General features: G+C 58.6%; 21 protein-coding genes and 3 tRNA genes. 10 read left to right on the plus strand and 14 right to left on the minus strand.

Features of this window, described 5'->3' with window-relative positions; all coding sequences use genetic code 11:
- Nucleotides 1-183 precede the first annotated feature (183 nt).
- Complete coding sequence (locus tag F8N49_RS00850) at nucleotides 184-396, plus strand: hypothetical protein (protein WP_224787233.1); 213 nt, start codon at nucleotides 184-186, stop codon at nucleotides 394-396.
- Between the two features lie 44 nt (nucleotides 397-440).
- Here the strand turns inward: F8N49_RS00850 and F8N49_RS00855 are convergent, their stop codons facing one another.
- The gene (locus F8N49_RS00855; protein ID WP_151550608.1) at nucleotides 441-1,361 is read right to left on the minus strand and encodes a universal stress protein; all 921 of its coding nucleotides are present in this window, start codon (nucleotides 1,359-1,361) and stop codon (nucleotides 441-443) included.
- A 233-nt stretch (nucleotides 1,362-1,594) separates the two neighbouring features.
- Between F8N49_RS00855 and fnr the strand changes: the two genes are divergently transcribed.
- The 4 genes from fnr to F8N49_RS00875 all read left to right on the plus strand — a co-directional run bounded on the left by fnr (nucleotide 1,595) and on the right by F8N49_RS00875 (nucleotide 6,117).
- Nucleotides 1,595-2,335, plus strand: coding sequence for a fumarate/nitrate reduction transcriptional regulator Fnr (gene fnr / locus F8N49_RS00860; protein WP_073474686.1), 741 nt, complete (start codon nucleotides 1,595-1,597; stop codon nucleotides 2,333-2,335).
- Between the two features lie 71 nt (nucleotides 2,336-2,406).
- Entirely contained in the window at nucleotides 2,407-3,597 is a 1,191-nt protein-coding gene (locus F8N49_RS00865) for a sodium:proton antiporter (protein WP_151550609.1), read from the plus strand.
- 224 nt (nucleotides 3,598-3,821) lie between these two features.
- Nucleotides 3,822-5,162: a putrescine-ornithine antiporter gene (potE, locus tag F8N49_RS00870; protein WP_122699273.1), complete on the plus strand. Its 1,341-nt coding sequence runs from the start codon at nucleotides 3,822-3,824 to the stop codon at nucleotides 5,160-5,162.
- A gap of 49 nt (nucleotides 5,163-5,211) precedes the next feature.
- Nucleotides 5,212-6,117, plus strand: coding sequence for an amino acid ABC transporter substrate-binding protein (locus F8N49_RS00875; RefSeq protein WP_151550610.1), 906 nt, complete (start codon nucleotides 5,212-5,214; stop codon nucleotides 6,115-6,117).
- Nucleotides 6,118-6,158: 41 nt separating this feature from the next.
- Here the strand turns inward: F8N49_RS00875 and F8N49_RS00880 are convergent, their stop codons facing one another.
- The gene (locus F8N49_RS00880; protein ID WP_151550611.1) at nucleotides 6,159-7,070 is read right to left on the minus strand and encodes a universal stress protein; all 912 of its coding nucleotides are present in this window, start codon (nucleotides 7,068-7,070) and stop codon (nucleotides 6,159-6,161) included.
- A gap of 223 nt (nucleotides 7,071-7,293) precedes the next feature.
- On the opposite strand from F8N49_RS00880, the gene F8N49_RS00885 reads away from it, so the two are divergent.
- A complete protein-coding gene (locus F8N49_RS00885) occupies nucleotides 7,294-7,857 on the plus strand; it encodes a GNAT family N-acetyltransferase (RefSeq protein ID WP_151550612.1) in 564 nt (187 codons plus the stop codon).
- Nucleotides 7,858-7,910: 53 nt separating this feature from the next.
- On the opposite strand, the gene F8N49_RS00890 is transcribed toward F8N49_RS00885, so the two are convergent.
- The 4 genes from F8N49_RS00890 to F8N49_RS00905 form a co-directional block, all read right to left on the minus strand.
- Nucleotides 7,911-8,834: a universal stress protein gene (locus F8N49_RS00890; protein WP_151550613.1), complete on the minus strand. Its 924-nt coding sequence runs from the start codon at nucleotides 8,832-8,834 to the stop codon at nucleotides 7,911-7,913.
- 100 nt (nucleotides 8,835-8,934) lie between these two features.
- Nucleotides 8,935-10,176, minus strand: a complete 1,242-nt coding sequence (locus tag F8N49_RS00895; protein WP_151550614.1) for a DUF4010 domain-containing protein — start codon at nucleotides 10,174-10,176, stop codon at nucleotides 8,935-8,937.
- A gap of 37 nt (nucleotides 10,177-10,213) precedes the next feature.
- A complete protein-coding gene (locus F8N49_RS00900) occupies nucleotides 10,214-10,438 on the minus strand; it encodes a hypothetical protein (protein WP_016774525.1) in 225 nt (74 codons plus the stop codon).
- 35 nt (nucleotides 10,439-10,473) lie between these two features.
- A complete protein-coding gene (locus F8N49_RS00905; protein WP_151550615.1) occupies nucleotides 10,474-11,547 on the minus strand; it encodes an NAD(P)-dependent alcohol dehydrogenase in 1,074 nt (357 codons plus the stop codon).
- A 260-nt stretch (nucleotides 11,548-11,807) separates the two neighbouring features.
- Here F8N49_RS00905 and F8N49_RS00910 point away from each other — a divergent pair, with 260 nt between their 5' ends.
- The gene (locus F8N49_RS00910; RefSeq protein WP_151550620.1) at nucleotides 11,808-12,734 is read left to right on the plus strand and encodes a universal stress protein; all 927 of its coding nucleotides are present in this window, start codon (nucleotides 11,808-11,810) and stop codon (nucleotides 12,732-12,734) included.
- Nucleotides 12,735-12,878: 144 nt separating this feature from the next.
- On the opposite strand, the gene F8N49_RS00915 is transcribed toward F8N49_RS00910, so the two are convergent.
- Nucleotides 12,879-12,965, minus strand: a tRNA-Leu gene (locus tag F8N49_RS00915).
- Nucleotides 12,966-13,456: 491 nt separating this feature from the next.
- On the opposite strand from F8N49_RS00915, the gene F8N49_RS00920 reads away from it, so the two are divergent.
- Nucleotides 13,457-13,990 carry a GAF domain-containing protein gene (locus tag F8N49_RS00920; protein ID WP_163012213.1) on the plus strand — a complete coding sequence of 178 codons (534 nt, stop codon included), beginning with the start codon at nucleotides 13,457-13,459 and terminating at the stop codon, nucleotides 13,988-13,990.
- A gap of 82 nt (nucleotides 13,991-14,072) precedes the next feature.
- Here F8N49_RS00920 and F8N49_RS00925 read toward each other — a convergent pair.
- The 6 genes from F8N49_RS00925 to F8N49_RS00950 all read right to left on the minus strand — a co-directional run bounded on the left by F8N49_RS00925 (nucleotide 14,073) and on the right by F8N49_RS00950 (nucleotide 17,960).
- Nucleotides 14,073-14,146: transfer RNA gene (locus F8N49_RS00925), tRNA-Cys, on the minus strand.
- A 46-nt stretch (nucleotides 14,147-14,192) separates the two neighbouring features.
- Nucleotides 14,193-14,268 (minus strand) — tRNA-Gly (locus F8N49_RS00930).
- A 60-nt stretch (nucleotides 14,269-14,328) separates the two neighbouring features.
- Complete coding sequence (gene pgsA, locus F8N49_RS00935) at nucleotides 14,329-14,889, minus strand: CDP-diacylglycerol--glycerol-3-phosphate 3-phosphatidyltransferase (protein WP_016774513.1); 561 nt, start codon at nucleotides 14,887-14,889, stop codon at nucleotides 14,329-14,331.
- 32 nt (nucleotides 14,890-14,921) lie between these two features.
- A complete protein-coding gene (uvrC, locus tag F8N49_RS00940) occupies nucleotides 14,922-16,745 on the minus strand; it encodes an excinuclease ABC subunit UvrC (protein WP_024012762.1) in 1,824 nt (607 codons plus the stop codon).
- 2 nt (nucleotides 16,746-16,747) lie between these two features.
- Complete coding sequence (gene uvrY / locus F8N49_RS00945) at nucleotides 16,748-17,389, minus strand: UvrY/SirA/GacA family response regulator transcription factor (protein WP_024012761.1); 642 nt, start codon at nucleotides 17,387-17,389, stop codon at nucleotides 16,748-16,750.
- 127 nt (nucleotides 17,390-17,516) lie between these two features.
- Nucleotides 17,517-17,960: an N-acetyltransferase gene (locus F8N49_RS00950; RefSeq protein ID WP_151550616.1), complete on the minus strand. Its 444-nt coding sequence runs from the start codon at nucleotides 17,958-17,960 to the stop codon at nucleotides 17,517-17,519.
- A gap of 603 nt (nucleotides 17,961-18,563) precedes the next feature.
- Here F8N49_RS00950 and F8N49_RS00955 point away from each other — a divergent pair.
- A complete protein-coding gene (locus F8N49_RS00955; protein WP_110646513.1) occupies nucleotides 18,564-19,637 on the plus strand; it encodes a 3-deoxy-7-phosphoheptulonate synthase in 1,074 nt (357 codons plus the stop codon).
- 17 nt (nucleotides 19,638-19,654) lie between these two features.
- On the opposite strand, the gene F8N49_RS00960 is transcribed toward F8N49_RS00955, so the two are convergent.
- On the minus strand, nucleotides 19,655-20,767 hold the full coding sequence (locus tag F8N49_RS00960; protein ID WP_151550617.1) for a hypothetical protein: 1,113 nt from the start codon (nucleotides 20,765-20,767) through the stop codon (nucleotides 19,655-19,657).
- Between the two features lie 334 nt (nucleotides 20,768-21,101).
- On the opposite strand from F8N49_RS00960, the gene F8N49_RS00965 reads away from it, so the two are divergent.
- Complete coding sequence (locus F8N49_RS00965; protein ID WP_151550621.1) at nucleotides 21,102-21,971, plus strand: triacylglycerol lipase; 870 nt, start codon at nucleotides 21,102-21,104, stop codon at nucleotides 21,969-21,971.
- Nucleotides 21,972-22,036: the final 65 nt, after the last annotated feature.

Raw genomic sequence — 22,036 nt, forward strand, 5'->3', positions numbered from 1 at the left:
CTGCGACGACAAACTGGATCGAAATAGATTCATGACTCGGCTGCGCCCGCATCTCGGATCAGGGACAGTCACAAGCTGCTCGAACGCGTGAAAGTTACAGATGCGGCCACAGGGTGACAGGTCCGCAACCCACCCTCATTCTTGCTTTGCGAGGTTCACGATATGGTCATCAATGATCCAGCCATGACAACCGCCAATGTCCCCGACGCGATCGATGACAGTGGCGCACTGTTTCACGAAGCCGATCGGCTCAGCGAACGGGCCTATGCCGTCCTTGAAGAGCCGTTTTCTACAGACACCATGCACAAGTTCACTGAAGCGAGGAAACGCGCCGATGAGAAATATCGGCACGCCTGGCAACAATGGCAATACGCACACGGCGGGCGCAGTCACTGATGGATTATCCCCAACCGATTACCATCAACTGCTGCGATGACCGGTCAGGCTGTGGCAGGCATTGCCTTGACCATCAACAAACTGCAAGGAGCCCGGTTCATCAGGCATTCGGCCGTGCCGCCGATAAAGCCGTCGAGCGCTTGATGGTGACAGATGCCGAGCACCAGCAGATCGAACGCGTGCTGCCGGGCGAAGTCTTCGATCACCCGGAACGGGACACCTGAGAGCAGGTGGCTATGTTCTTCATCGAGACCATAGCGCTCGGCCAGCGTATCGAAGGCTTCCTGCTGAGTGTCGTTGATCGCATCGCGCAAACTGTGATCCAGACTCAAGTTCGGCACACTCATCGCCGCATCACCCACCACCGACCAGTTGCTCACATTCAACAAGTGCAGCGAGGCATCGCATTTCGCTGCCAATGTCGATGCAACGTCAAGTAACCGGTCGTTGAGGCCTTGGGTCAGATCCTCGAGATGCGACAGGTCAACGGCCGCCAGTATCTTCAAGGGTTTCGGATGTGCGGCCTCGGTGACCAGATGCACGCAGGCGGGACAATCTCGTACCAATAGCCAGTCCAATGGCGGATGAAACGTTTGATTGAGCGCTGAAACATGGTGAGCATCCTTGATCACCAGATCGACATGAAAGTCATTGATGTACTCAAGTACATGCGCCGGCGTGGCCCTGGCCCAGACCACTTCGGTGCTGACTTGCACGCCGGCGCCACGTTGAAACCGGGCCTGCTGCTCCAGCCACTGGCGATGCATCTGCAAATAGCCTTCACGCGCTTGCGCCATGGCGTCGTGGTCGAACAGACCGGCCAACGCCAGGGACTGGACATGATCGAACGCCACGATGTGCAGCAACGCGCCAGTGGCCCGAGCCAGCGCCTGGGCGCGATCAAACGCCGGGGTGCGGGTCATTTCGGCAGGTGCGATCAACAGAATTCGTTTGAGCCTGAACATCACGTGTATTTCCAGTCAGCGCCATTGGACGATTCTGCAACTCTGCCAACCGCCACGCTTGATATGCATCAAGTCTCCCCATCAACCCTGCGACACAAGAGCGGCGCAGAGGCCGTTGCCTTTGTGATTCCCCTCCCCGCCGTTCGTCCGTAATCACGCTGGCACGCCAAACGAAAGGCACGTGCGCTGCGAAGACTTCTATGCTTATCACACTCATTGGAGGCTGCTAATCCATGCTTGAAGCCCACTCGCCCCCGCCGATTCTCAAAACTGCCTGTTCCAACTGCAGCGTGGTCGAGTTATGCCTGCCGCTTGGCCTGACGGGCGCGGAGGTCGAGCGGCTCGACACGCTGATCGTGCAGCGATACAAGGTGAAGAAAGGTGCCGCTCTCTACCGGACCGGAGACCCGCTGCGCTCGCTGTACGCTGTGCGAATAGGTTCGTTCAAGACCAGCGTGGTCTCCGTCGATGGCCGCGAGCAAGTGACCGGTTTTCATATTCCCGGCGAAATGCTCGGGCTGGACGCCATCAGCATCGATCAACACGCGTGTACTGCGTATGCGCTGGAAGACAGCGAAGTCTGTCCTATTCACTTCGCACAGCTGGAAAAACTCGCGCAAAGCCTGCCATCCCTGCAGCACAACCTCAACAAGCTGCTGAGCCGGGAAATCGTGCGCGACCACAGCATGTTGATGCTCATGGGCAACATGAACTCCGATGAGCGCCTGGCGGCTTTCCTGCTCAACCTCTCACAACGCCTCAGCTCCCGTGGCTATTCCTCGAAAGAGTTCGTGCTGAAAATGCGCCGCGAAGAAATCGGCTCCTACCTTGGGCTGCGTCTGGAGACCATTTGCCGCGGCATTGCCCACTTGCGCGATCAGGGCTTGGTGGAAATCACCGCGCGTGACGTGAAAATCCGCAACATGGACGGCCTCAAGCAGATGGTGTCGGGCTGCAACCGACAGAGTCATTGAGCGCGTCCATGCCCGCCTGAGAAGGCCCGTACTGCCATGGCTGTGGCAGCCATCACAACAGGCAAGCGGTCATGTATCAGAACCTCGCCCTGCTTGCCGCTTTCATTCTGACCTACAGCATATTTGCCGGGCGATTCGAGTCACGTCTGCTCAATGGACCACTGATGTTCATGCTGGCGGGTCTGATTCTCGGCCCGGCGTTTCTGGGCATTCTGCAACCTCGGATCGATAGTCATGGGCTCAGGATTCTTGCAGAACTGACATTGGCGATTGTCCTGTTCAGCGATGCCGCCAATGCTGATCTCAAGGTTCTCAAGGCGCACGAAGGATTACCGCTGCGCTTGCTGTTGATCGGTCTGCCGCTGACCATACTGAGTGGCTGGCTGCTGGGTATCTGGCTATTCCCGCAAGCGCCCTTGATCGAGTTGGCGTTGCTGGCAATCCTTCTGGCCCCCACAGACGCAGCGCTGGGCAAGGCTGTCGTGAGCAATCCCAAGGTTGCGGCGCCCGTGCGTGAGGGATTGAACGTGGAAAGCGGGCTCAACGACGGCATTTGTGTTCCGGTGTTGTTGATGTTCCTGGCCTTGTTGATCGAAGAGCACACGCAGTCCCCCCTCTCGCTGGCGATAGAGCTTTTTTTCGAGGAGCTTGGTATCGGCGCGCTCATCGGCGGCACCCTGACTTTCATGGCCTGGCTGATGCAGCGCTACTCTGCAAAACATCACTGGCAGACACCGATGTGGTCGCAGCTGACGCTGCCCGGGTTGGCGGTGCTTTGCTTTACCACCGCCCAAACACTGGGTGGTAGCGGGTTTATCGCCGCGTTCGTCGGCGGGCTGCTCGCCAGCTATCTGTTTGCTGAACAAAAACATGACCTGCTCAAGGCCAGTGAAGAGTTCGCCAGCCTGCTGTCGATCATCACTTGGGTCGTGTTCGGCGCGCTGGTGATCCCTTCGGTCTGGAGCAGTTTCACGGTCGATGTCTGGCTGTATGCGTTGCTCAGTCTGACCGTGATTCGCATCGTGCCGGTACTTGTCAGCCTGGCGGGAACCGGCTTCGATTTCGAAACCCGCCTGTTCATCGGCTGGTTCGGCCCGCGAGGTTTGGCCAGCATCGTCTTCGCCATAATGATTTTGGACTACCCTCTGCAAACCGGTCGGACGTTGGTAGCCGTGGCGGCCTGTACCGTTTTACTCAGCGTGCTGCTCCATGGCTTGAGTGCCAATCCATGGGTGTCACGGCTGGCAAATCGGATTAATTGATAATTGTCAGAAATGCCACCGTCTGCCGCGACTAGGGTTGTGAGGAAAACGTGATCAAGCGTCTGCCCGAACAACCCTCACAGCACAAGGAATGGGCAGGCGCATGAGCCTTTTCAGGCAGTTGCTCAGATAGCCCGTCGCCGTTTTCGTCGGCAGCCTGAGCCTGTCTCCCAGTGCGTTCGATGGCTGAGCGGTGACGCGTTGCGCAAATCGAGGGAACTCCAATGGCCGACTCAAGCAAGAAAATGAGCCTCATGGGGCTCACCACACTGGTGACGGTGAACATGATGGGCTCAGGCATCATCATGTTGCCGACGAGCATGGCCCAACTCGGGGCTGTTTCATTGCTGTCATGGATCGTCACCGCTGTCGGCTCGATGGCTATCGCGTACTGCTTTTCCCAATGCGGGATCTTCTGCCTGCGCTCAGGCGGGCTATCCGCCTACACCGAAGAGGCGCATGCAAAGTCAGGCTTTTTTCTGTGCTCGTACCTGTACTTCCTGTCGCTGGCCATCGCCAACGTGGCGGTGGCCATTTCGGCAGTGGGCTACATGACGTCGTTCATGCCCTGGCTGGGAAGCGGCGCCATTCCTTTATTCGTTGGAACGGTCGGCCTGCTCTGGCTGACCACCGTGGCGAATTTCGGCGGCCCAGGCATCACCGGCAGGATTGGCGCGGTTACGGTGTGGGGGGTGATCATTCCTGTAGCGGGCTTGAGCATCATCGGTTGGTTCTGGTTCAAACCCGAGCTGATCATCGCCGCCTGGAACCCGAACCAACTGCCGATATCCGAGGCCATCAGCAAAGCGATTCCCCTCACGCTTTGGGCGTTTCTCGGCATGGAGTCGGCAGCCCAGGCCTCAGATGCGGTGGAAAACCCCAAGCGCACCGTACCGCTGGCCTGCCTGTTCGGGACACTGGGGGCAGCGGTGGTCTATGTGCTATCGACGACGGTCATTCAGGGCATTATTCCCAACGCCGAACTGGCCAACTCTTCAGCGCCTTTCGCGCTCGTTTATGCGCACATGTTCAATCCCCTGGTCGGCAACATCATCATGGCGCTCGCGGTGATGGCCTGTGTCGGCTCGCTCCTGGGCTGGCAGTTCACCTTGGCGCAAACTGCCAAAGTGACCGCTGATCAGGGCATGTTTCCAAAATTTTTCTGCAAGGTCAGCGCACGCAACGCCCCCATCGTCGGGATGCTGGTCTGCGGCGTCCTGCAGACCTTTATGGCGCTGTCGACCATTTCGCCGAACGCGAGCGCGCAGTTTGGAAAACTCGTCAGCCTCGCGGCGGTGACCAACCTGATTCCCTATGTGACGGCAGCCACCGGGCTGCTGGTCATGATGTACAAAGCCAGAGTCAGCGCAGCCGTATACACGCGCAATACCCTGCTGTTAGTGGTTGCCGTGGCCTATTCCTTGTATGCGCTGTATGCCTGCGGCAAGGACGCGGTGTTCGGCGGCATCCTGGTCCTGGTGTTCGGCTACCTGCTTTACGGTTTCCTTGCCAAACGTTTTGTCGATGCCCCTGCGCCTGTCGGCCCCCGGCCTGATAACCCTTGATCGAAGTCTTCGGTACAGCACAGATATCTGAATTCGAGGAACCGCGCGCATGAACGTGAAACTGATCAGAGCCCACCACCTGCTGCTCGCCTGCGTCCTTGCGCTGCTACCGGTAGTGACCCATGGCAACACGCTGGAGCGCATCCGTGCCAGTCAAGCGATCACCCTTGGCTACGTGCCTGACTTCATGCCGTTCAGTGATCAGGCCGCCGATAAAGCCAGCGGCTATGCCATCGATCTCTGTCTGAAAATAGCCGAGAAGGTCAGGATCGATCTGAATGTGCCGGCGTTGAAAATCCAGTACCAAGCGGTCTCGCTCAACGACGAGATGAGCGCTGTCAGTTCCGGCAGGATCGACATTCTTTGTACGCCGACCCCACCCACGCTGGCGCGGCGCAGGATCGTCAGTTACTCGGTGCCGATTTACACCGCTGGCCTCTCGGCTGTGGTGCGCCAGGATGCGTCCGAAACCTTGCTCAATGTGCTGAATGGCAAAGTGGCCCATACCGGACCAACGTGGCGAGCCACGGTGAACCGTGGTCTGGCCAACCAGACGTATGCCGCCATCGCCGGCGGGGTCACCGAAACGTGGATACAACAGCAGATGCGATTGCTGGGTGTGGTAGCCACGCTGGTCACCGTAGAAAACGCAGAAGCCGGTCTGAAGCTGGTTGCCAATGGCAAAGCCGATGCCTTCTTCGCTGAACGCATGATGCTCAAACATCTGCTGACCAGAAATTATCCATCGGGCAACCTGGTGCTGCTGGAGCGGATTTTCGAGTACGCACCGACGGCGATGGCAGTGGATCGAGAGGATGAGGACTTTCGTCTGCTGGTCGACACGGCGCTGAGTGAAATGTACCGATCCGGCGAAATTGAACAGGCATTCGACAAACATCTGGGCGGCGCCAACAGTGCCGCCAAAAAGCTCTTCAGGATCTATGCAATACCCTAGCGGGCCAGCGAACAGGCCGGCTCGCTACGCTGCGATCATGCTCACCGCACAGGCTCTTTCCTCACCGCCAGAATGCTCCCCGGCACCGAATACAAGGCGCGCTCGGTGGTGCTGCCGATCACGCGTTCGATGCCCACGCGATGAACCGTGCCCATCACCACCACGTCGGCCAGGTACTGCTCGACGAACTCATTGATGACCTGCACTGGATGGCCCATGACGAAGTGTCGACGCTCAGGTGGCACGCCGTGGCGATCGGCAAGGGCGACAAAAGCCTGATGCAGTGTCTGACGCAGTTCGTTCGCCAAATCTTCGTTCCAGCCACCGTTGACCACTGGCGCTTCGCCGTTGAAGGCAGCGGACAAATCGTAGGCGCAGAGCAGGTGCAACGGCACGTCGCATTGCAACGCCAAAGCGTTCGCCGACCGTATGATCACGTCGTTCAAGCCACTGATTTGGGTATCCGGATCGAACGGGTCCACGGCTGCCACGACACGATGCGGCAACGCATAGCGAATCTGATTGACCAGATGCACCGGAATCGGACACTCACGCAGCAGGTGGCAATCGAGCGGCGTGATGAACACGCGCTTGAGCGCCGGTTCCAGTCGCACGTCCTTGATCAACAGGTAGGGCTTGAGCACATGGACGGTCTTCAGGATGTCCAGCAGCGGATGGCTGGAGAAGACCACGTCAACGGTGCCGTCCAGCCCCTGGTTGCTGAGCTGCTCGAGCTCATCGGCCACCCAGCGACGGTAGCGCCGCTGATAGCGCTGAGCATCCACGTCATCGATTTTTTCCTCCCACAGATGGGTGATCGGCACCGGCGAAACAAAGGCCCGCACATCCAGCGCCGCCCCGCTCGCCTTGGCCAGCGCGATGGCACGCAGCATCGCCGCTGATTGATGCAGCGTCTGGTCAGCGACCAGCAACAGACGTTCATATTGGCCCATCACACACCTCCGCTCGGCACCGGCGCGGTGGGCCGGCAGGCTTCAAGACTGCGCCCGCTCGCCCTTGCCCGGCGTTGATTTACATCAAGCCCGGGTCAATGAGCGAGGCGCATGGCAGCTGTCTGATGTAGATCAGATGTCGCCGTGGGCAACCGCGTAGAAGGGAGGCAAGCGGACGCTGTTTCAACGCCCGCCAGCCTCTCGAACCGGATGGAGAATGACCATGCTCACCGTCAAAGACCACAACGATCAGGCCGTGGCCGCTTATGCGGGGGTCGCCGGACAATACTGGATTGAGGCGCTCAAGGACGGCCGCCATGTCCTGATCCGGCCGCTCAGGGAGAAGGATCGCCTGCGCGAATACGACTTCATCAAGCGCCTGTCCCCCGAATCCAGGCACATGCGTTTTCTCGCCCAGATCAGCGAACCCGGCACCGCTCTGCTAGACCAGTTGATGGACACCGATAACAAACAGCGCACCGCCTTCATTGCACTGGTTTACGAGAACGGCAAGTTGATCGAAATCGGCATCAGCCGCTATGCCGGCACAGGCGCCCATCAATGCGAGTGCGCGGTGACGGTCGCCGATGAATGGCAGCACCTGGGCTTGGGCACGTTGCTGATGGAGCATCTGATCAAGGCAGCCCGCCGCAACGGATTCCGCCAGATGTACTCAGTCGATGCCGCCAGTAACGCGGCGATGCGCGACCTGGCCAAAAGCCTGGGCTTCGAAACCCACAATGATCCTGACGACGCACGCCAGGTCATTCATCGTCTTGACCTGTAAATGAATCGCCCTGAGGTGGGTCGGCCAACGATTCACCTCGGGGCGATCGTGTCTCAGGATTGCAGTGTGGGTTGCGGCTTGATCGCCAGCACACTGCAAGGTGCCCGATGCAGCAGCTGTTCGGCGGTGGTGCCTAACAACTTGCTCAAGCCGTGGTGCTGCACTGTGCCCATGACAATGACGTCAATCTGCTTGTCGATGGCGAACCCGCAGATACTGTGCACCGGCGCGCCCTCGATGAAGTGCCGGCATGAGACCGGCACGCCGTGGCGCTCGGCCAAGGCCGTAAATGCCTCATGCTGCGCAGTGCCCAGCGCTTCATGAATCCCGGTCGCCAGCGGCAGTGCGCCGAACCCCATGTCCGTGGCGTAAACCGCCGTCCAGTCGTAAACATGCACCACATCTAGACTGGCATCGCACTGCGCGGCGAGTTGGGCGGCGGCATCGATGATCTGATCGTTGAACACGCAGTCCTGCTCTTCGCTGCGCAAGACATCGACGATAGCCAGCACACGGCGTGGGCGCGGATGGGTGTCGTCGGTCACCAGATGCACCGGCACCGGGCAATCGCGCAACAGTTGCCAGTCCAGCGGGGTGTAGAAAATACACTCCAGCACGGACTCGTGCTGCACATCCTTGATGATCAATAGCAACGGCATTTCGTTGATGAACTGCAGGATCTCGGCGAAGGGATCCTGGACCCACATCACTTCGCTGGTGACCATGATCTGATGCCTCGCCAGCAATGAAGCCTGCTCTGCGAGCCACTGCCGGTGAGTGCGCAGATAACCATCGCGGGCGAGGCGGATCTGCTCGGGGGCAAACAGCCCTGCCACGGCCAGCGCCTGCAAGTAGTCGAAGGCCACGATGTGCAACGGCAACTGCATGGCCTGGGCCAGTGCAGCCGCGCGCTCGAACGCCGGCGTGCGCTCCATGGCTGAAGGAGCGATCAACAGTAAACGCGGAGTCTGTGACATGGGATACCTCGGCATGCGGCCAGCCAGGAGAAACAGACTTCAGGGTGAATGCTGTGGCCATTGGCAGCTTGATCTTTGTCAGCAAGAGCACTGACTGCGCTCAAAACAGCACGTTGCCCGCCCACATGGCCAAGGTCAGCAATACCTGGCCCGGGATCACGCAGGCAGCGAAACGCCTGCCGCCGCTGACCCACGCCACCACGCATTTGCTCACCGAGTTACTGCTGACGGCAATCAGCGCTGGCACCGCTATCGAGTCATAAGGCACCTGGCCCGCCTTGGCCAGGCTGGCGATGGACGCTGTGGCAGAGTGCGCATCGGCAAAGCCCGAAAGCATTGCGGTAAGCCACAGACCTGCCTGACCAAAGTGGCTGAGCATGGCCGATGAGACGAATGTGATGCCGGTAAGGGTCAGTGTCACGATGACCGCGAGTTTCAGATTGAACGCCCCTGCCGTGTCGACCGGCTTGCTGCGGCTCCCTCGTGTGGGGTCTGGGAACATCAGGCAGGCGCCGTACAACAACGTGGCGATCAAGCCGAAAAGCAGTGGCGCCCATACACTGTTCAGCAGATCCGCATCAACCATCGTCAGGATCAGGCCGATCTGTATCACCGTCGCGAGATTGGAAAAAATCGCCGCCGCGCCGAGGATGCGGATGTTGTCCGGCTCATGGGCAAGGCGTTGGCCCATGGTCGCGATCGTCACGGTACTGGAGGCGAAGCCGGATGCAATCGCGCTGATGACGTAGCCATAGCGCGAGCCCAGGGCGCGCACGGCAATGTGGCCGAACGCGCCGACCAGCATCAGCAACACCGTCACGGTACAAATGGTGCGCAGATTGATCGCGGCGTACGGGCCGATATACCGGTCCGGTGCCAAAGGCAGTATCACCAGCGCTGCGATCAGCAGGATCAGGCCATCACGCATTTCCGTTTCGGACAACTGGCTGTTGGCAAAGTGATGCAGCGCCTGGCGATACGCCAGAAGGCCCGCGATCACCACGCCAAGGGCAATGGCCAGCGCCGACGCGGTTGCGCACAACGCGCCCAGGACCAGCACTGCGGTCAACGCCACCTCGCTGGTCACCCCGGGATCGTCGCTCTGACTGCGCCAGTAGGCGACGCTGGTCAGCAACGTGACACAGACAGCGATGATCCCCAGCAGCAGGCCACCGCCGACTTGTAGCGCGACATATCCCAACAGCGCGGTAATGGCGAACGTGCGCAAGCCGGCGCAGTGTCGCGCATCGCCAGTACCCTTGTGCCGTTCACGCTCAAGACCGATGAGCATGCCGATCCCCAACGCCGCAGCGGCGCCGGACAGATCAAAAACCTCATTCATGGGTAGCGTCCCGCAGGGTTTGCGCACCCTGCTCGGCTTATGGCGAGCATTCAACACTTGCGCTGATGCGGCGAGCCGTTGCCGGCCTTGCTGGCAACGGCTGGGCAAACGCATTCGGCCACTCGTGAGGGGCGTTGATACGGGCCTCAAGCACCTCGACAAATTCCTGCGCAGCCTTGAGGCTCCTGAAGCCCACATCCCAGTCATCCATGTGCACGACCCAGCCGTGGGGAGCGTGTTTTTCAGTGATCTTGATGTTCATGGAAACCCCGGTTTCAGCGGCACGCCAAGGTGCTTTCAAGGAGTGATTGCGACTTTCATGACTCCGTCGCGTTGATGAGCGAACAACTCATACGCCTGCTCGATGTCGTCCAGTCTGAAACGGTGAGTCACCAGCGGTGACAGATCGACGGCGCCGCTCTGCACCACGGCCATCAGTCGACGCATGCGTTCCTTGCCGCCCGGGCACAGGGTGGAAACGATGCTGTAATCGCCCAATCCGGCGGCAAACGCCCCGAGCGGGATGTGCAGATCGCTGGAATACACCCCGAGGCTGGACAAACGCCCGCCCGGGCGCAGCACCCGCAATGCCGACTCGAACGTGCCTTGGGAGCCCAGCGCTTCGATGGACACATCCACGCCACGGCCATCGGTCAATGCCATGATCTGTTCCACCACATTGCCGTCCTTGAAATTGACGGTATGAGTCGCCCCCAGCTGGCGCGCCATGGCCATGCGTTCGGGCACCGCGTCGACACCGATAATCGTCGTGGCGCCCTTCAGCCCTGCTCCGGCCACGGCACAGAGGCCGATCGGGCCCAATGCAAACACCGCGACAGCGTCGCCGATGGCGATCTCGCCCCGCTCGGCCCCCGAGAACCCGGTGGACATGATGTCCGGGCACATCAGCACCTGTTCATCGCTCAACTGATCGGGGATCGGGCACAGGTTGGCCTGTGCATCCGGCACCAACACGTACTCGGCCTGGCAACCATCGATCGTGTTGCCAAACTTCCAGCCGCCGATGGCCTTGAAGCCGTGCCGGGTGTCGGGGCCGTCCTGCGAGCCGCAGCCACACAGGCACGCGTAACTGTGCCCGCTGGGGGTGATGGCACCGGCAATCACCCGCTGCCCTTCGACAAAACCGCGTACTTGCGAGCCCAATCGCTCAATGATGCCGACCGGTTCGTGGCCGATGGTCAGTCCTCTGGCCACTGGGTATTCGCCGCGCAGGATATGCACGTCGGTGCCGCAAATGGTTGTGGTGGTCACGCGGATCAACGCATCCAGCGGCCCGACCTCGGGAATCGGCTTGTCATCGAGCACGATGCGGTTTTTTTCAACGAATATTGCGGCTTTCATGGTGGCCATGATGGCTTTCCCTCCGCCGACAGGTGAGTGCAGAGCAGAGCTTGAGCCGCGGCGGCAGGGTCGTAGTTGATAATGGTCAACTATCCGAGGATCAGTGGTCTCGCTCGACCGTACATCCGCTCACGACCACGCGCTGATGTCTGGTTGATAAATATCAACCCCGCCCTGCTGGCTCGCTCCAGGATAAGCGCATGCCCCACTACTCACTGATTCCAGGCATGCAGCGCAATGCCTGGGTGACCACCCTCGGGAGTCCTGTCATGTCTGAGCAATCGCGTTTCATGCTGGTCGTGTCGCCGCTGATGAAAAACAGTCCGGCGTTCGACCGCGCCGCCGCACTGGCCAAAGCGTCGGATGCCGCACTGCATATTGTCGCGTTTGATTATCTGGAGGGCCTGGCGACCGCAGGAATGGTCAACGAGCAAGCCCTGGAGCAGATGCGCCTAGGCTATGTCGAACGCCATCATCAATGGCTCGAAGACCAGGCCCGGCCGCTGCGCAAGATCGGGGTGACCGTCACCACCGAGGTCGTCTGGGTGGACAATCCTTTGAAGGAAATCCTCATTCATTTGAAGGAACAGCCGATGGCTGTCCTTATAAAGGCTCTGGAGCACGAACCATTGCTGTCGCGGCTGATGTTTACGCCGCTGGACATCCACCTGTTGCGCGAATGCCCGGTGCCGCTGCATTTTGTCAGCCACGCTCAAAACGCACTGCCACGCCGAATCGTCGCGGCGGTCGACCCCTTCCATCGTGAGGGCCAATACCAGGGCCTCAACGATCGGATCCTGCGCGAAGCAGCAAGACTGGCCAGTATCTGCAATGGCAGCCTGGACGTGATTTATGCCCATGACCTGTCATCGATCAGCGCTGCCGAGTTCGGCTTCAATAACGCCTCAGCGATCTTTTCTTCCAGCGCAGCCAAGAAACTGTTCGAGGCCCAGGGCGAAGCTTTCCAGGCGCTGGCTGCACGCAACAACATTCCAGCAGAAAACCAGCACATGATTCTGGGCGATCCCGCCAAGGTGCTTTCCAGCTATGCCGATGCGTACGACATCGATGTGATCGTAATGGGCCGCGTCACTCATCGAGGAATAGGCAGACTGGTTGGCAGCACGGTGGAGCATCTGTTGTACAAAATGCCATGTAGTGTGTGGGTTGTGGCCCCGGAAACGCTTACTCGCTGATGGATGCAGTCGACGCTGAAGAAAGGAGTGGATTTCCAAACACCAGACGGTGACGGAATGGCCAGTCAGGAGCGTGGAAAACATTTCCATTGCACAATAAATAAGGGCTTGCATGACATATGTCATGCAAGCCCTTGATATTTATGGTGCCCGAAGCCGGAATCGAACCGGCACGCCCTTACGAGCGGGGGATTTTAAGTCCCATGCGTCTACCAGTTTCGCCATTCGGGCGGTAGCGCGGTGTTGCTTCGTCAGCCCTGCGGTTGCGATCCTGACAGGATGGCCGCTTGAAAAGCCGAGCGGGGAATATATACATCACGTCCCGGTGAAGCAAGTTTGGAGTGCGCGATTTGAGAACTAAATATCGCTGACCGCGGAAAATCAAAAAGCCTCAGAAATCAGGGAGCTACGGAGTGTGCTTGAAGTAGACGCCGAGGTTACTGGCAAATCGCAGCAACCCGACTGGAAATTGGGACGATAAACTCAAAAGATTCAGATGCTCACCATCACCTTAGCTGCACGGGTGACAGATGTTTCATCGATTGAGATTATGAGCAGGCAACCCAAGACTGGACTGGATGTCTACGCTAAAGGTTGGCGCCGAAATCAATAATCAAAGGGTAATCAGCACGCCCCCCTTCAACCACGATCACGCCGCACAGAACGTCACCAGAGCAGAGCTCAGGGATGTACAAGCAATCAGGAGATTTGATTCCATGCAAATGAGTGACACCGTTCTAAAAGCGTCTTTAAGCCAAGAGGAGCGCTCGGCGATCGCCGAGATCGAAGCGACCACCAATATCCTGCAGCTTGTCACCCGTCTGACCGGTACACGCTTTGCCGGAATCGCAAAATTCACTGAAACAGAGTGGATCGTTTGTTCGGCGTACGATCCGATTGAACTGGGAATAAATGTCGGCGATACGCTGGATCTGGAAACCACCCTTTGCAGTGAGTTTCGACGAAATCCGCAAGCCCTCTTCCTTCCACAAATCAGCCAGGATGGACGACTGTCGTCACGTCCTGTGGTGAAGCAATATTCGATTGAAAGCTACGCAGGCGCGCCTGTTTTTCTGCCGGACGGGAGACTTTGGGGTGCCTTATGTGCTCTGGACTCAAGGGCTGTTCTGTTTGACAACCCCGATCTTGCAGAGACATTGACGCTGTTCGCGCGGCTCATTGGCTGCATCTTTTTCTCGAATCTGACGGTGGAAGGTGCCAGCCACATTCAGACCGGATCGTGCTTGACTGATTGACCCTGGGCAAACAGGTGAACACCACTTTTTTTGCAGACAACAAAAAACCCCGTAGATCATTGATCTACGGGGTTTTTGATAGTGGAGGCCGAGGTCGGAATCGAACCGGCGTAGGTGGATTTGCAATCCACTGCATAACCATTTTGCTACTCGGCCTCAAAGTATTCGCTGTCAGTAGCACAACAACAAACACTGTACAAATTGGAGCGGGAAACGAGACTCGAACTCGCGACCCCGACCTTGGCAAGGTCGTGCTCTACCAACTGAGCTATTCCCGCTTGGTGTGGCGCATTCTATAGAATTAAGATGCCCCGTCAACCCCTTGATTCAAAAAACTTTTATTTCTTTTCGACATCGGTCTTCAGGTGCGGCCAGGCAGCGCGAAGGTATTGAACCATCGACCACAGGGTCAGCCCTGCCGATACGATCAGCAGCGTATAACCGAGCACGACCCAGAAGCTGAATGCCTTTGGATGAGCCAGCAGAATCACCAGCGCGAGCATTTGCGCCGCTGTTTTCCATTTGCCCAGATTAGAAACGGCCACCTGTGCCCGGGCGCCGAGTTCGGCCATCCATTCGCGCAGTGCCGAAATCACGATCTCACGACCGATGATGACCGCCGCTGGCAGCGTCAGCCAGAGATTGCCGTGTTCCTGCACCAGCAGGACCAAGGCAACAGCGACCATCAGCTTGTCGGCGACCGGATCGAGGAAGGCACCGAACGGTGTGCTTTGCTCCAATCGGCGCGCCAGATAACCATCGAGCCAGTCGGTCGCAGCCGCGAAGGCGAACACCGAAGCGGAGGCCATGTAACTCCACTCGTAGGGCAGATAGAACAGCAAAATAAAGATCGGGATGAGCAGGACGCGTAGAACGGTAATCAGATTAGGGATATTCATCGGCACAACTGGCTACGAGGTGAAGGGGCATTCTACTCACTATGCAGGTTCGCATAAATCGACTCAGCGAGCTTTTTACTGATCCCCGGGGCTTTGGCGATCTCTTCGATGCTTGCACGAGACAGCTCCTGCAATCCACCAAAATGTTTCAACAGGTCACGGCGACGTGTCGGCCCTACCCCTGCCACGCCTTCCAGCGTTGAGGTTCGGCGGGTCTTGCCGCGACGAGCGCGATGCCCCGTAATTGCGAAGCGGTGCGCCTCATCGCGGATCTGCTGAATCAGGTGCAAGGCGGGTGAATCGCCGCGCAAGGTGAACTCGTGCGCTGCATCATTCAGATACAACGTTTCGAAACCGGCCTTGCGCGTGGCGCCCTTGGCCACGCCCAAAAGAATCAGATCCGGTACGGCCAGTTCGTTCAGCACATCACGGGCCATCGACAATTGGCCTTTGCCACCGTCGACCAGCAGGATGTCCGGCAACTTGCCCTCGCCGTCCTTGAGTTTGCTGAAGCGGCGAGTCAACGCCTGGTGCATGGCCGCGTAATCGTCGCCGGCGGTGACGCCTTCGATGTTGTAGCGGCGATAATCCGACTTGATCGCGCCTTCCGGCCCGAACACCACGCAGGAGGCCACCGTGGCTTCGCCGCTGGAATGACTGATGTCATAGCATTCCAGGCGTTGCGGCGGTTCATCCAGATTCAGCACTTCAGCCAGCGCATCGAATCGCGCGGCGGTGTGCTGACGGTTGGCCAGACGCGCGCCCAACGCTTGCTCAGCGTTGGTCACCGCCAGTTGCTGCCAGCGCGCACGGGTACCGCGCACCCGATGACTGATGGCCAACTCACGGCCGCGCAAGGTGTGAATCCCTTCGATCAACGCCGGGAAGTCTTCGTGAACCACGTTGACGATCAGTTCGCTCGGCAGATCGCGTTCGGGGCTACTGATGTAGTACTGACCGAGGAACGCTGCCATGACCTCGGAAACGTCTTCCTCAATGCCGACCTGCGGGAAGAAATTCTTGCTGCCGAGCACGCGCCCGCCGCGCACGCTGATCAGGTGGACACAGGCGCCGCCTGGGTTGACGAATGCGGCAATAACGTCGATATCGCCGGTTCCGCCTTCCATGCTCTGCTGGTCCTGCACCCGGCGCAGCAAGGCAATCTGGTCGCGCAATTCGGCCGCGCGTTCGAATTCGAGATTGATCGCTGCCTCTTCCATCGCGGTGGACAGCTCGTTGGTCAGCGCGTGGCTGCGACCTTCGAGGAACATCACCGAGTGGCGTACGTCTTCGGCGTAGACGTCAGGCTCGACCAGGCCCACGCATGGTGCCTTGCAGCGTTTGATCTGGTATTGCAGGCACGGACGGGTGCGGTTCTTGTAATAGCTGTCTTCACACTGACGGACGAAAAAGGTTTTTTGCAGGATGCTCAGGCTTTCACGTATGGCGCCGGCACTCGGATAGGGGCCGAAATACTTGCCCTTGGCCTTTTTTGCGCCGCGATGGATGCTCAGGCGCGGAAACTGTCCGTCGGAGAGAAACACGTACGGATAGGATTTATCGTCGCGCAGCAGGATGTTGTACGGCGGGCGCCACTCCTTGATCAGCGTCTGTTCCAGCAGCAGCGCTTCGGTTTCGTTGGCGGTGATGGTCGTCTCGACCTGAGCGATACGCCCGACCAGTGCAGCCGTTTTCGGCGCCAGCCCGGTCTTGCGAAAGTAGCTCGCCAGACGTTTCTTCAGGTTTTTGGCTTTGCCGACATACAGCAGGCGCGCCTCGCTGTCGAACATGCGATAGACGCCCGGGCGACCGCTGACGGTCGACAGGAAAGCACTGGAATCAAATGTCTCGGTCATGGTCAGGCGCTGGCATCCACCATGCCGTGACGCACCGCGAGCAGTGTCAGCTCGACGTCGCTGCTGATCGAAAGCTTCTCGAAAATGCGGTAGCGGTAGGTGTTCACGGTTTTCGGCGACAGGCACAACTTGTCGGAAATGATCTGGACCTTCTGGCAGCCGACAATCATCAAGGCAATCTGGATTTCCCGCTCCGACAAGGCATCGAACGGCGAATCATTGGTTGGCTGGAATGATTTGATCGCCAGCTGCTGAGCGATCTGCGGACTGATGTAACGCTGCCCGGCGAAAACCAGCCGAATGGCCTGAACCATCTCCGGCAGACCCGCGCCCTTGGTCAGGTAACCGGCGGCGCCGGCCTGCAGCAAACGCGTCGGGAAAGGGTCTTCCTCGCACACCGTAACGGCAACCACCTTGATGTCCGGGTGGCTGCGCAGCAGTTTCCGCGTGGCTTCGAGGCCGCCGATGCCGGGCATCTTGACGTCCATGAGCACTACGTCAGGCTTCAATTCACGGGCTTTGATCAGGGACTCTTCACCTGACTCGGCCTGACCCACCACCTGCAGGCCATCGATATCGGCCAGCATTCGTGTAATGCCTGTGCGAACGAGATCATGGTCGTCGACCACTAGCACCCTAATCAAGCAGACACCTCGCGATATGGTCTTATTGGGATGCCGGACACCTTAGCAAAAAGTGCCAGACAGACCTAGCGGAAAGCCGCATTTAAAAAGTTTCAATTCGTCATTCAGGGCTTGCCGGCTGTGGGTTTCAGAGCACAGCTGTACTCAAATCGAGCTGCATTCTGAGGAAACACTCATCCCTGCCCACGATGTGCAGTCCTTTGCGTGCATACAGTTCTTGCGCCCGGTTATTGTCAAACACTGTCAGTCGCAGTGCCGGTCGTCTTGCCTGACGAGCCATTTCGGTAACTTGACTAATGGCCCAGGAACCGGCGCCCTGCCCTTGCCAGGGCTGATCAATCTGCAATTCGCGTATGTACAGCGCTCGGGCATCCTGGCTCAGACTGACAAAGCCGATCAGCAGTTCATCCTGAAGGATCATCCAGTTCTCACGATGCTGCCAGCCTGCGTCGAATGCCTCGTCCTGCCACAACAGATCGTGGTCAATGTAATAGCGCAGCATGTTGCGACAGGTCAGATCCCGCGCAAAAGCAAGATCATCATGGGTGGCATGCCGAATTCGATAACTCATTCAGCTCTCTCCAATCGTAAAAATGTACTTTAACCAGATCGTTTGCCAGTGATAGCCGTTTCGCTCGGCACGCAATAGCATTTTCTGATTGCTGACGCGTATCAGCGTCGAGTAAGCTCGGCGTATTCATCGGAGACAGACCATGTTCAACGCCCCTTCACAGTCTTGCATCGCCAGCGCCTCGCGCTCGATTGCGGCTGCGCGGGTGAACGACGCCTGCGCTCCAGACAACTTTTATTTTGGGTATTGGTTTAGCCACTGGCGCGCCTGATACCCAAACGGCGCCCATGATAACGGGTCGCCTACCAGAGATTTCTCAACCCCCGGTCGGCCTCCCGACCGGGGGTTTTGTTTTTTCAGGCCCATCACTTTCAGCGACACACCACATTTCGAGGATTACACCATGAACTACGCCACTTATTACCGTTACGACAGCTTTAGCGCCTGGCGATTTACCAGCCTCCGCTCGGGACAGCCTGCCGCCTCCGATCGGTCACCCACAGGTGGCAAACACACATGCCTAGCCAGTACGGCCATTTGTCGAACACCCCAGTAGGGCCGAGTGCGCGGGAAAAACCCGCCATCCGCCCAGGAAGACCGAACATGAACTCTTCAGTTTCCGCTTTGCCGCTGTCCACCCTCGATTCTGCCAACGAAGCGCTGACCCTGCGTCTGCCCAGCTCGTTGCAACTCAAACAGCAATTACCGCTCAGCCACTCCCTGCATCAGCAGGTCAATGCCCATCGCCAGGCGGTGCGCGCCATCCTCGACGGTGAAGACCCGCGCCTGCTGGTCATCGTTGGCCCCTGCTCCATCCATGATCCGCAGTCGGCAATCGAATACGCCAGCAAACTTGCTCGACTGGCCGAAGATGTCAGCGGTGAAATGCTGCTGGTCATGCGTGCTTACGTCGAAAAGCCGCGAACGACGATCGGCTGGAAAGGTCTGGCCTACGATCCGCATCTGGACGGCTCTGACGACATGGCTGCCGGTCTGACGCTGTCGCGCGAACTGATGCTGGAAATGATCCGGCTCGGACTACCGGTCGCTACCGAACTGCTGCAACCCATGGCCGCCAACTACTTTGATGACCTGCTGAGCTGGGTGGCCATTGGTGCCCGCACCACCGAATCGCAAATCCACCGCGAAATGGCCAGCGGCCTGAACATGCCGGTGGGCTTCAAGAACGGCACCGACGGCGGCGCCGCCGTTGCTGTCGACGCCATGCGCTCGGCAGCCCATCCGCATCGACACTTCGGCGTCGACAGCCAAGGGCATCCGGCGATCGTGCAGACAGCCGGCAACGCTGACACCCACATCGTGCTGCGCGGTGGCCATCAAGGGCCGAACTACGATGCAACCAGCGTGGCCAACATCAGCGCCGAGCTCAGCAGACTGAAGATCCCCAGCAGGATCATGGTCGATTGCAGCCATGCCAACAGCGGCAAGGATCCACTGCGCCAGCCGGCAGTCTTCAATGACGTCCTTGAACAACGCCTGCGTGGAAACCACTCGCTGATCGGCATGATGCTGGAATCTCACCTGTTCGAAGGCTGCCAGCCGCTGAGCAGTTCTCTAAGCTACGGCGTATCGATCACCGACGGCTGCCTCGGCTTCGATGCAACTGAGCGATTGCTGACCGATGCCGCACGACGCGTCGCACAAGCCAAACGTTGATCGAACCGCCCTCCCGCTCATTCAAAGCGCGGAGGGCCGGCATTCACTGGCAAAGCCTCCACGCTGATTTGCGTAACGGGGGATTGCTGACTGACATCGTCCAGACGCTCCACGGTGTAGGCGATCTGCACCGTTGTGCCGTGATGTTCACGCCAGAACCGGTGAGGGACAATGAAACACACGGCTTGACCAGCCGTCTCCCGCGTAATTTCAAGATCATCCCGGTGACTGAAGAACTCACCGTCACACTTGAGATAGACCAACTCATCCTCTTGCACCTGCGCCCCTTCGATGAGAACGGAAACGCCGTCGACCGAATCCTTCAGTGACAACGCGTTTTCAACTGCCTCGACGACATCCGGCGCAGGCAATTGCGCACGCACTGCAGGCCCTAGGAAAACCGTGGCAGGCTCGGACGCTCGAACCGTTCCACAGCGTTGTTCGACACGGTAGGCGACGACCACTTCACCACCTCGGTGAGCTTCGATGTAGCTCCCCGGCACCCAGAACGACAGGCATTGCGCGACGGAGTAGGCCTCCACGTTCAATGAGTCGGTAAAGATCTCGGGCGAAGTATCGCCGTGCCAGGACAACATCACCCGATCACCCGCCGACATCCTCGCGTAAGGCTGTAGAGTCACCAGGGTGCCCTCGGCCACTCGCGATGGCTCCAGCGCTCCGTTTACCGAGCCTTCGACCTGTGGCGCCAACAATTGCGTGCGCATATCGCCCACAGACAGTTGCAGGCGTGCAGATTCCACTGCCTTGGGCGCGGACGCACTTTGCAGTGTCCAGTAAACCTCCAGCGAGCCTCCATCCAGCGCAGCCACATGCATGGCCTTGATGACGAAGACTACGTCCCTGCCGACCTGAGCCTGGCTGATGAATCGAACACTCTCGTATTGATAGGTGAAGCCTTCGATATCCAGCCCCTCCCAATACAGCGTCAACTGATCGCCGCAGCTCATGTTGGCATAAGGAGAAATGCGAACGATGGCTTTGACCAGTGAAGGATCCAACACGCTCCCACTGAGCCCGTCAATCATCGGCGCGACAAGAGGTTCGATGGACACTTCGGCAACCATCGGCTGACGCATCCGCCAGCAAAACTCGACTTCATGGCTATTCATTTTCGTTTCCACTCCCTGGAAAACGTGCCGCCCCGAATGGCGACACTGACATCTACATTGAGGACTTCTTCGAATGTTCTTGATGTCAGCCGAATACACCGCGACGACGGCGTAAGCGCTACTCGCAAGGTAGGCAACCGCGGAGTTCGCGCTGTTATGCCGACAAACGACCCACTGAACTTCCGATTCGGATTTCACAGCTCTCCGAAATTTCGTACGCCTCGTAGTCCATTTTCAAACACAACGCGAAGCCTCTTCGTACTTCCTCAGCGACAGCGGTGTTTTAGAGTGGCTCGGTGATTTCCCGATGAACTTCTACGAAAAAGGTAAGAACATGCAACGGAATGCTACAACTCGTTATCCCATCCTGTTGGTCCACGGTCTGTTCGGGTTCGAGCGTATCGGTCATTTCGAGCTGTTCCATGACGTCAAATCCGCGCTGAAAGCGGCTGGCTGTCGATTGTTTGTTCCACACCTTTCGGCCACCCACGACAATGAAATGCGGGGTGAGCAATTACTGTCACAGATGGCCTGCGTGCTGCGAGGCACAGGAGCGAAGAAAGTCAACCTTATAGGACACAGTCAAGGTGCACTCGCTGCACGCTATGCGGCAGCGCTTGCACCAAACGTCGTCGCTTCAGTCACCTCCGTCAGTGGTCCGAACCATGGTTCGGAGCTCGCCGACTTCCTGCGCAAGGCACTGGTCCCGGGCAAGCTGCCGGAGGTCGTTGCACAAAACGTGACGACGCAATTTGCCGATTTGTTGTCGCTGCTCAGTGGCAGCGTGGCACTGCCACAGAATGCGGTGGCTGCTCTCAACGCACTGACCACCGTCGGCGTCGGGCAATTCAATGACAAATTCCCACAAGGCCTGCCACACACCTGGGGCGGTCACGGCCCGGAGCAAGTCAACGGCGTGCGCTATTACTCGTGGAGCGGAGTTGTTGCGCAATCCAGGCTGCCGGCGCTGGATCCGGTTCAAGCAACCTGCCGGGTCCTGTCGCAGTATTTCACCACCGAACCCCAGCAGAATGACGGCTTCGTCGGACGCTTCAGTAGCCATCTCGGCCAAGTGATCCGCTCTGATTATCCAATGGATCACCTGGCGAGCTTGCGGCGCAGCCCGGGCGTAACCGCGTCTTCGCCGGACCCTATCGAGCTGTACGTCGAGCATGCCCAGCGCCTGCGTGCGGCGGATCTTTGAGTAGAGTCAGGAAATCAGAATGGAACTTTGCCGAGAATTCACCGACTGATTCCGGTACGCTCCAC

The organism is Pseudomonas sp. GXM4 (assembly GCF_008923895.1).
GTDB lineage: Bacteria > Pseudomonadota > Gammaproteobacteria > Pseudomonadales > Pseudomonadaceae > Aquipseudomonas > Aquipseudomonas atacamensis.

Coding starts and splice junctions, on each gene's coding strand:
- F8N49_RS00905 (WP_151550615.1), bottom strand. CDS start 11,547: ATGGCCACCATGAAAGCCGCAATATTCGTTGAAAAAAACCGCATCGTG.
- F8N49_RS00950 (WP_151550616.1), bottom strand. CDS start 17,960: ATGAGTTATCGAATTCGGCATGCCACCCATGATGATCTTGCTTTTGCG.
- F8N49_RS00965 (WP_151550621.1), top strand. CDS start 21,102: ATGCAACGGAATGCTACAACTCGTTATCCCATCCTGTTGGTCCACGGT.
- F8N49_RS00855 (WP_151550608.1), bottom strand. CDS start 1,361: ATGTTCAGGCTCAAACGAATTCTGTTGATCGCACCTGCCGAAATGACC.
- fnr (WP_073474686.1), top strand. CDS start 1,595: ATGCTTGAAGCCCACTCGCCCCCGCCGATTCTCAAAACTGCCTGTTCC.
- F8N49_RS00880 (WP_151550611.1), bottom strand. CDS start 7,070: ATGGGCCAATATGAACGTCTGTTGCTGGTCGCTGACCAGACGCTGCAT.
- potE (WP_122699273.1), top strand. CDS start 3,822: ATGGCCGACTCAAGCAAGAAAATGAGCCTCATGGGGCTCACCACACTG.
- F8N49_RS00865 (WP_151550609.1), top strand. CDS start 2,407: ATGTATCAGAACCTCGCCCTGCTTGCCGCTTTCATTCTGACCTACAGC.
- uvrC (WP_024012762.1), bottom strand. CDS start 16,745: ATGACCGAGACATTTGATTCCAGTGCTTTCCTGTCGACCGTCAGCGGT.
- pgsA (WP_016774513.1), bottom strand. CDS start 14,889: ATGAATATCCCTAATCTGATTACCGTTCTACGCGTCCTGCTCATCCCG.
- F8N49_RS00920 (WP_163012213.1), top strand. CDS start 13,457: ATGAGTGACACCGTTCTAAAAGCGTCTTTAAGCCAAGAGGAGCGCTCG.
- F8N49_RS00895 (WP_151550614.1), bottom strand. CDS start 10,176: ATGAATGAGGTTTTTGATCTGTCCGGCGCCGCTGCGGCGTTGGGGATC.
- F8N49_RS00850 (WP_224787233.1), top strand. CDS start 184: ATGACAACCGCCAATGTCCCCGACGCGATCGATGACAGTGGCGCACTG.
- F8N49_RS00885 (WP_151550612.1), top strand. CDS start 7,294: ATGCTCACCGTCAAAGACCACAACGATCAGGCCGTGGCCGCTTATGCG.
- F8N49_RS00900 (WP_016774525.1), bottom strand. CDS start 10,438: ATGAACATCAAGATCACTGAAAAACACGCTCCCCACGGCTGGGTCGTG.
- F8N49_RS00910 (WP_151550620.1), top strand. CDS start 11,808: ATGTCTGAGCAATCGCGTTTCATGCTGGTCGTGTCGCCGCTGATGAAA.
- F8N49_RS00960 (WP_151550617.1), bottom strand. CDS start 20,767: ATGAATAGCCATGAAGTCGAGTTTTGCTGGCGGATGCGTCAGCCGATG.
- F8N49_RS00875 (WP_151550610.1), top strand. CDS start 5,212: ATGAACGTGAAACTGATCAGAGCCCACCACCTGCTGCTCGCCTGCGTC.
- F8N49_RS00890 (WP_151550613.1), bottom strand. CDS start 8,834: ATGTCACAGACTCCGCGTTTACTGTTGATCGCTCCTTCAGCCATGGAG.
- F8N49_RS00955 (WP_110646513.1), top strand. CDS start 18,564: ATGAACTCTTCAGTTTCCGCTTTGCCGCTGTCCACCCTCGATTCTGCC.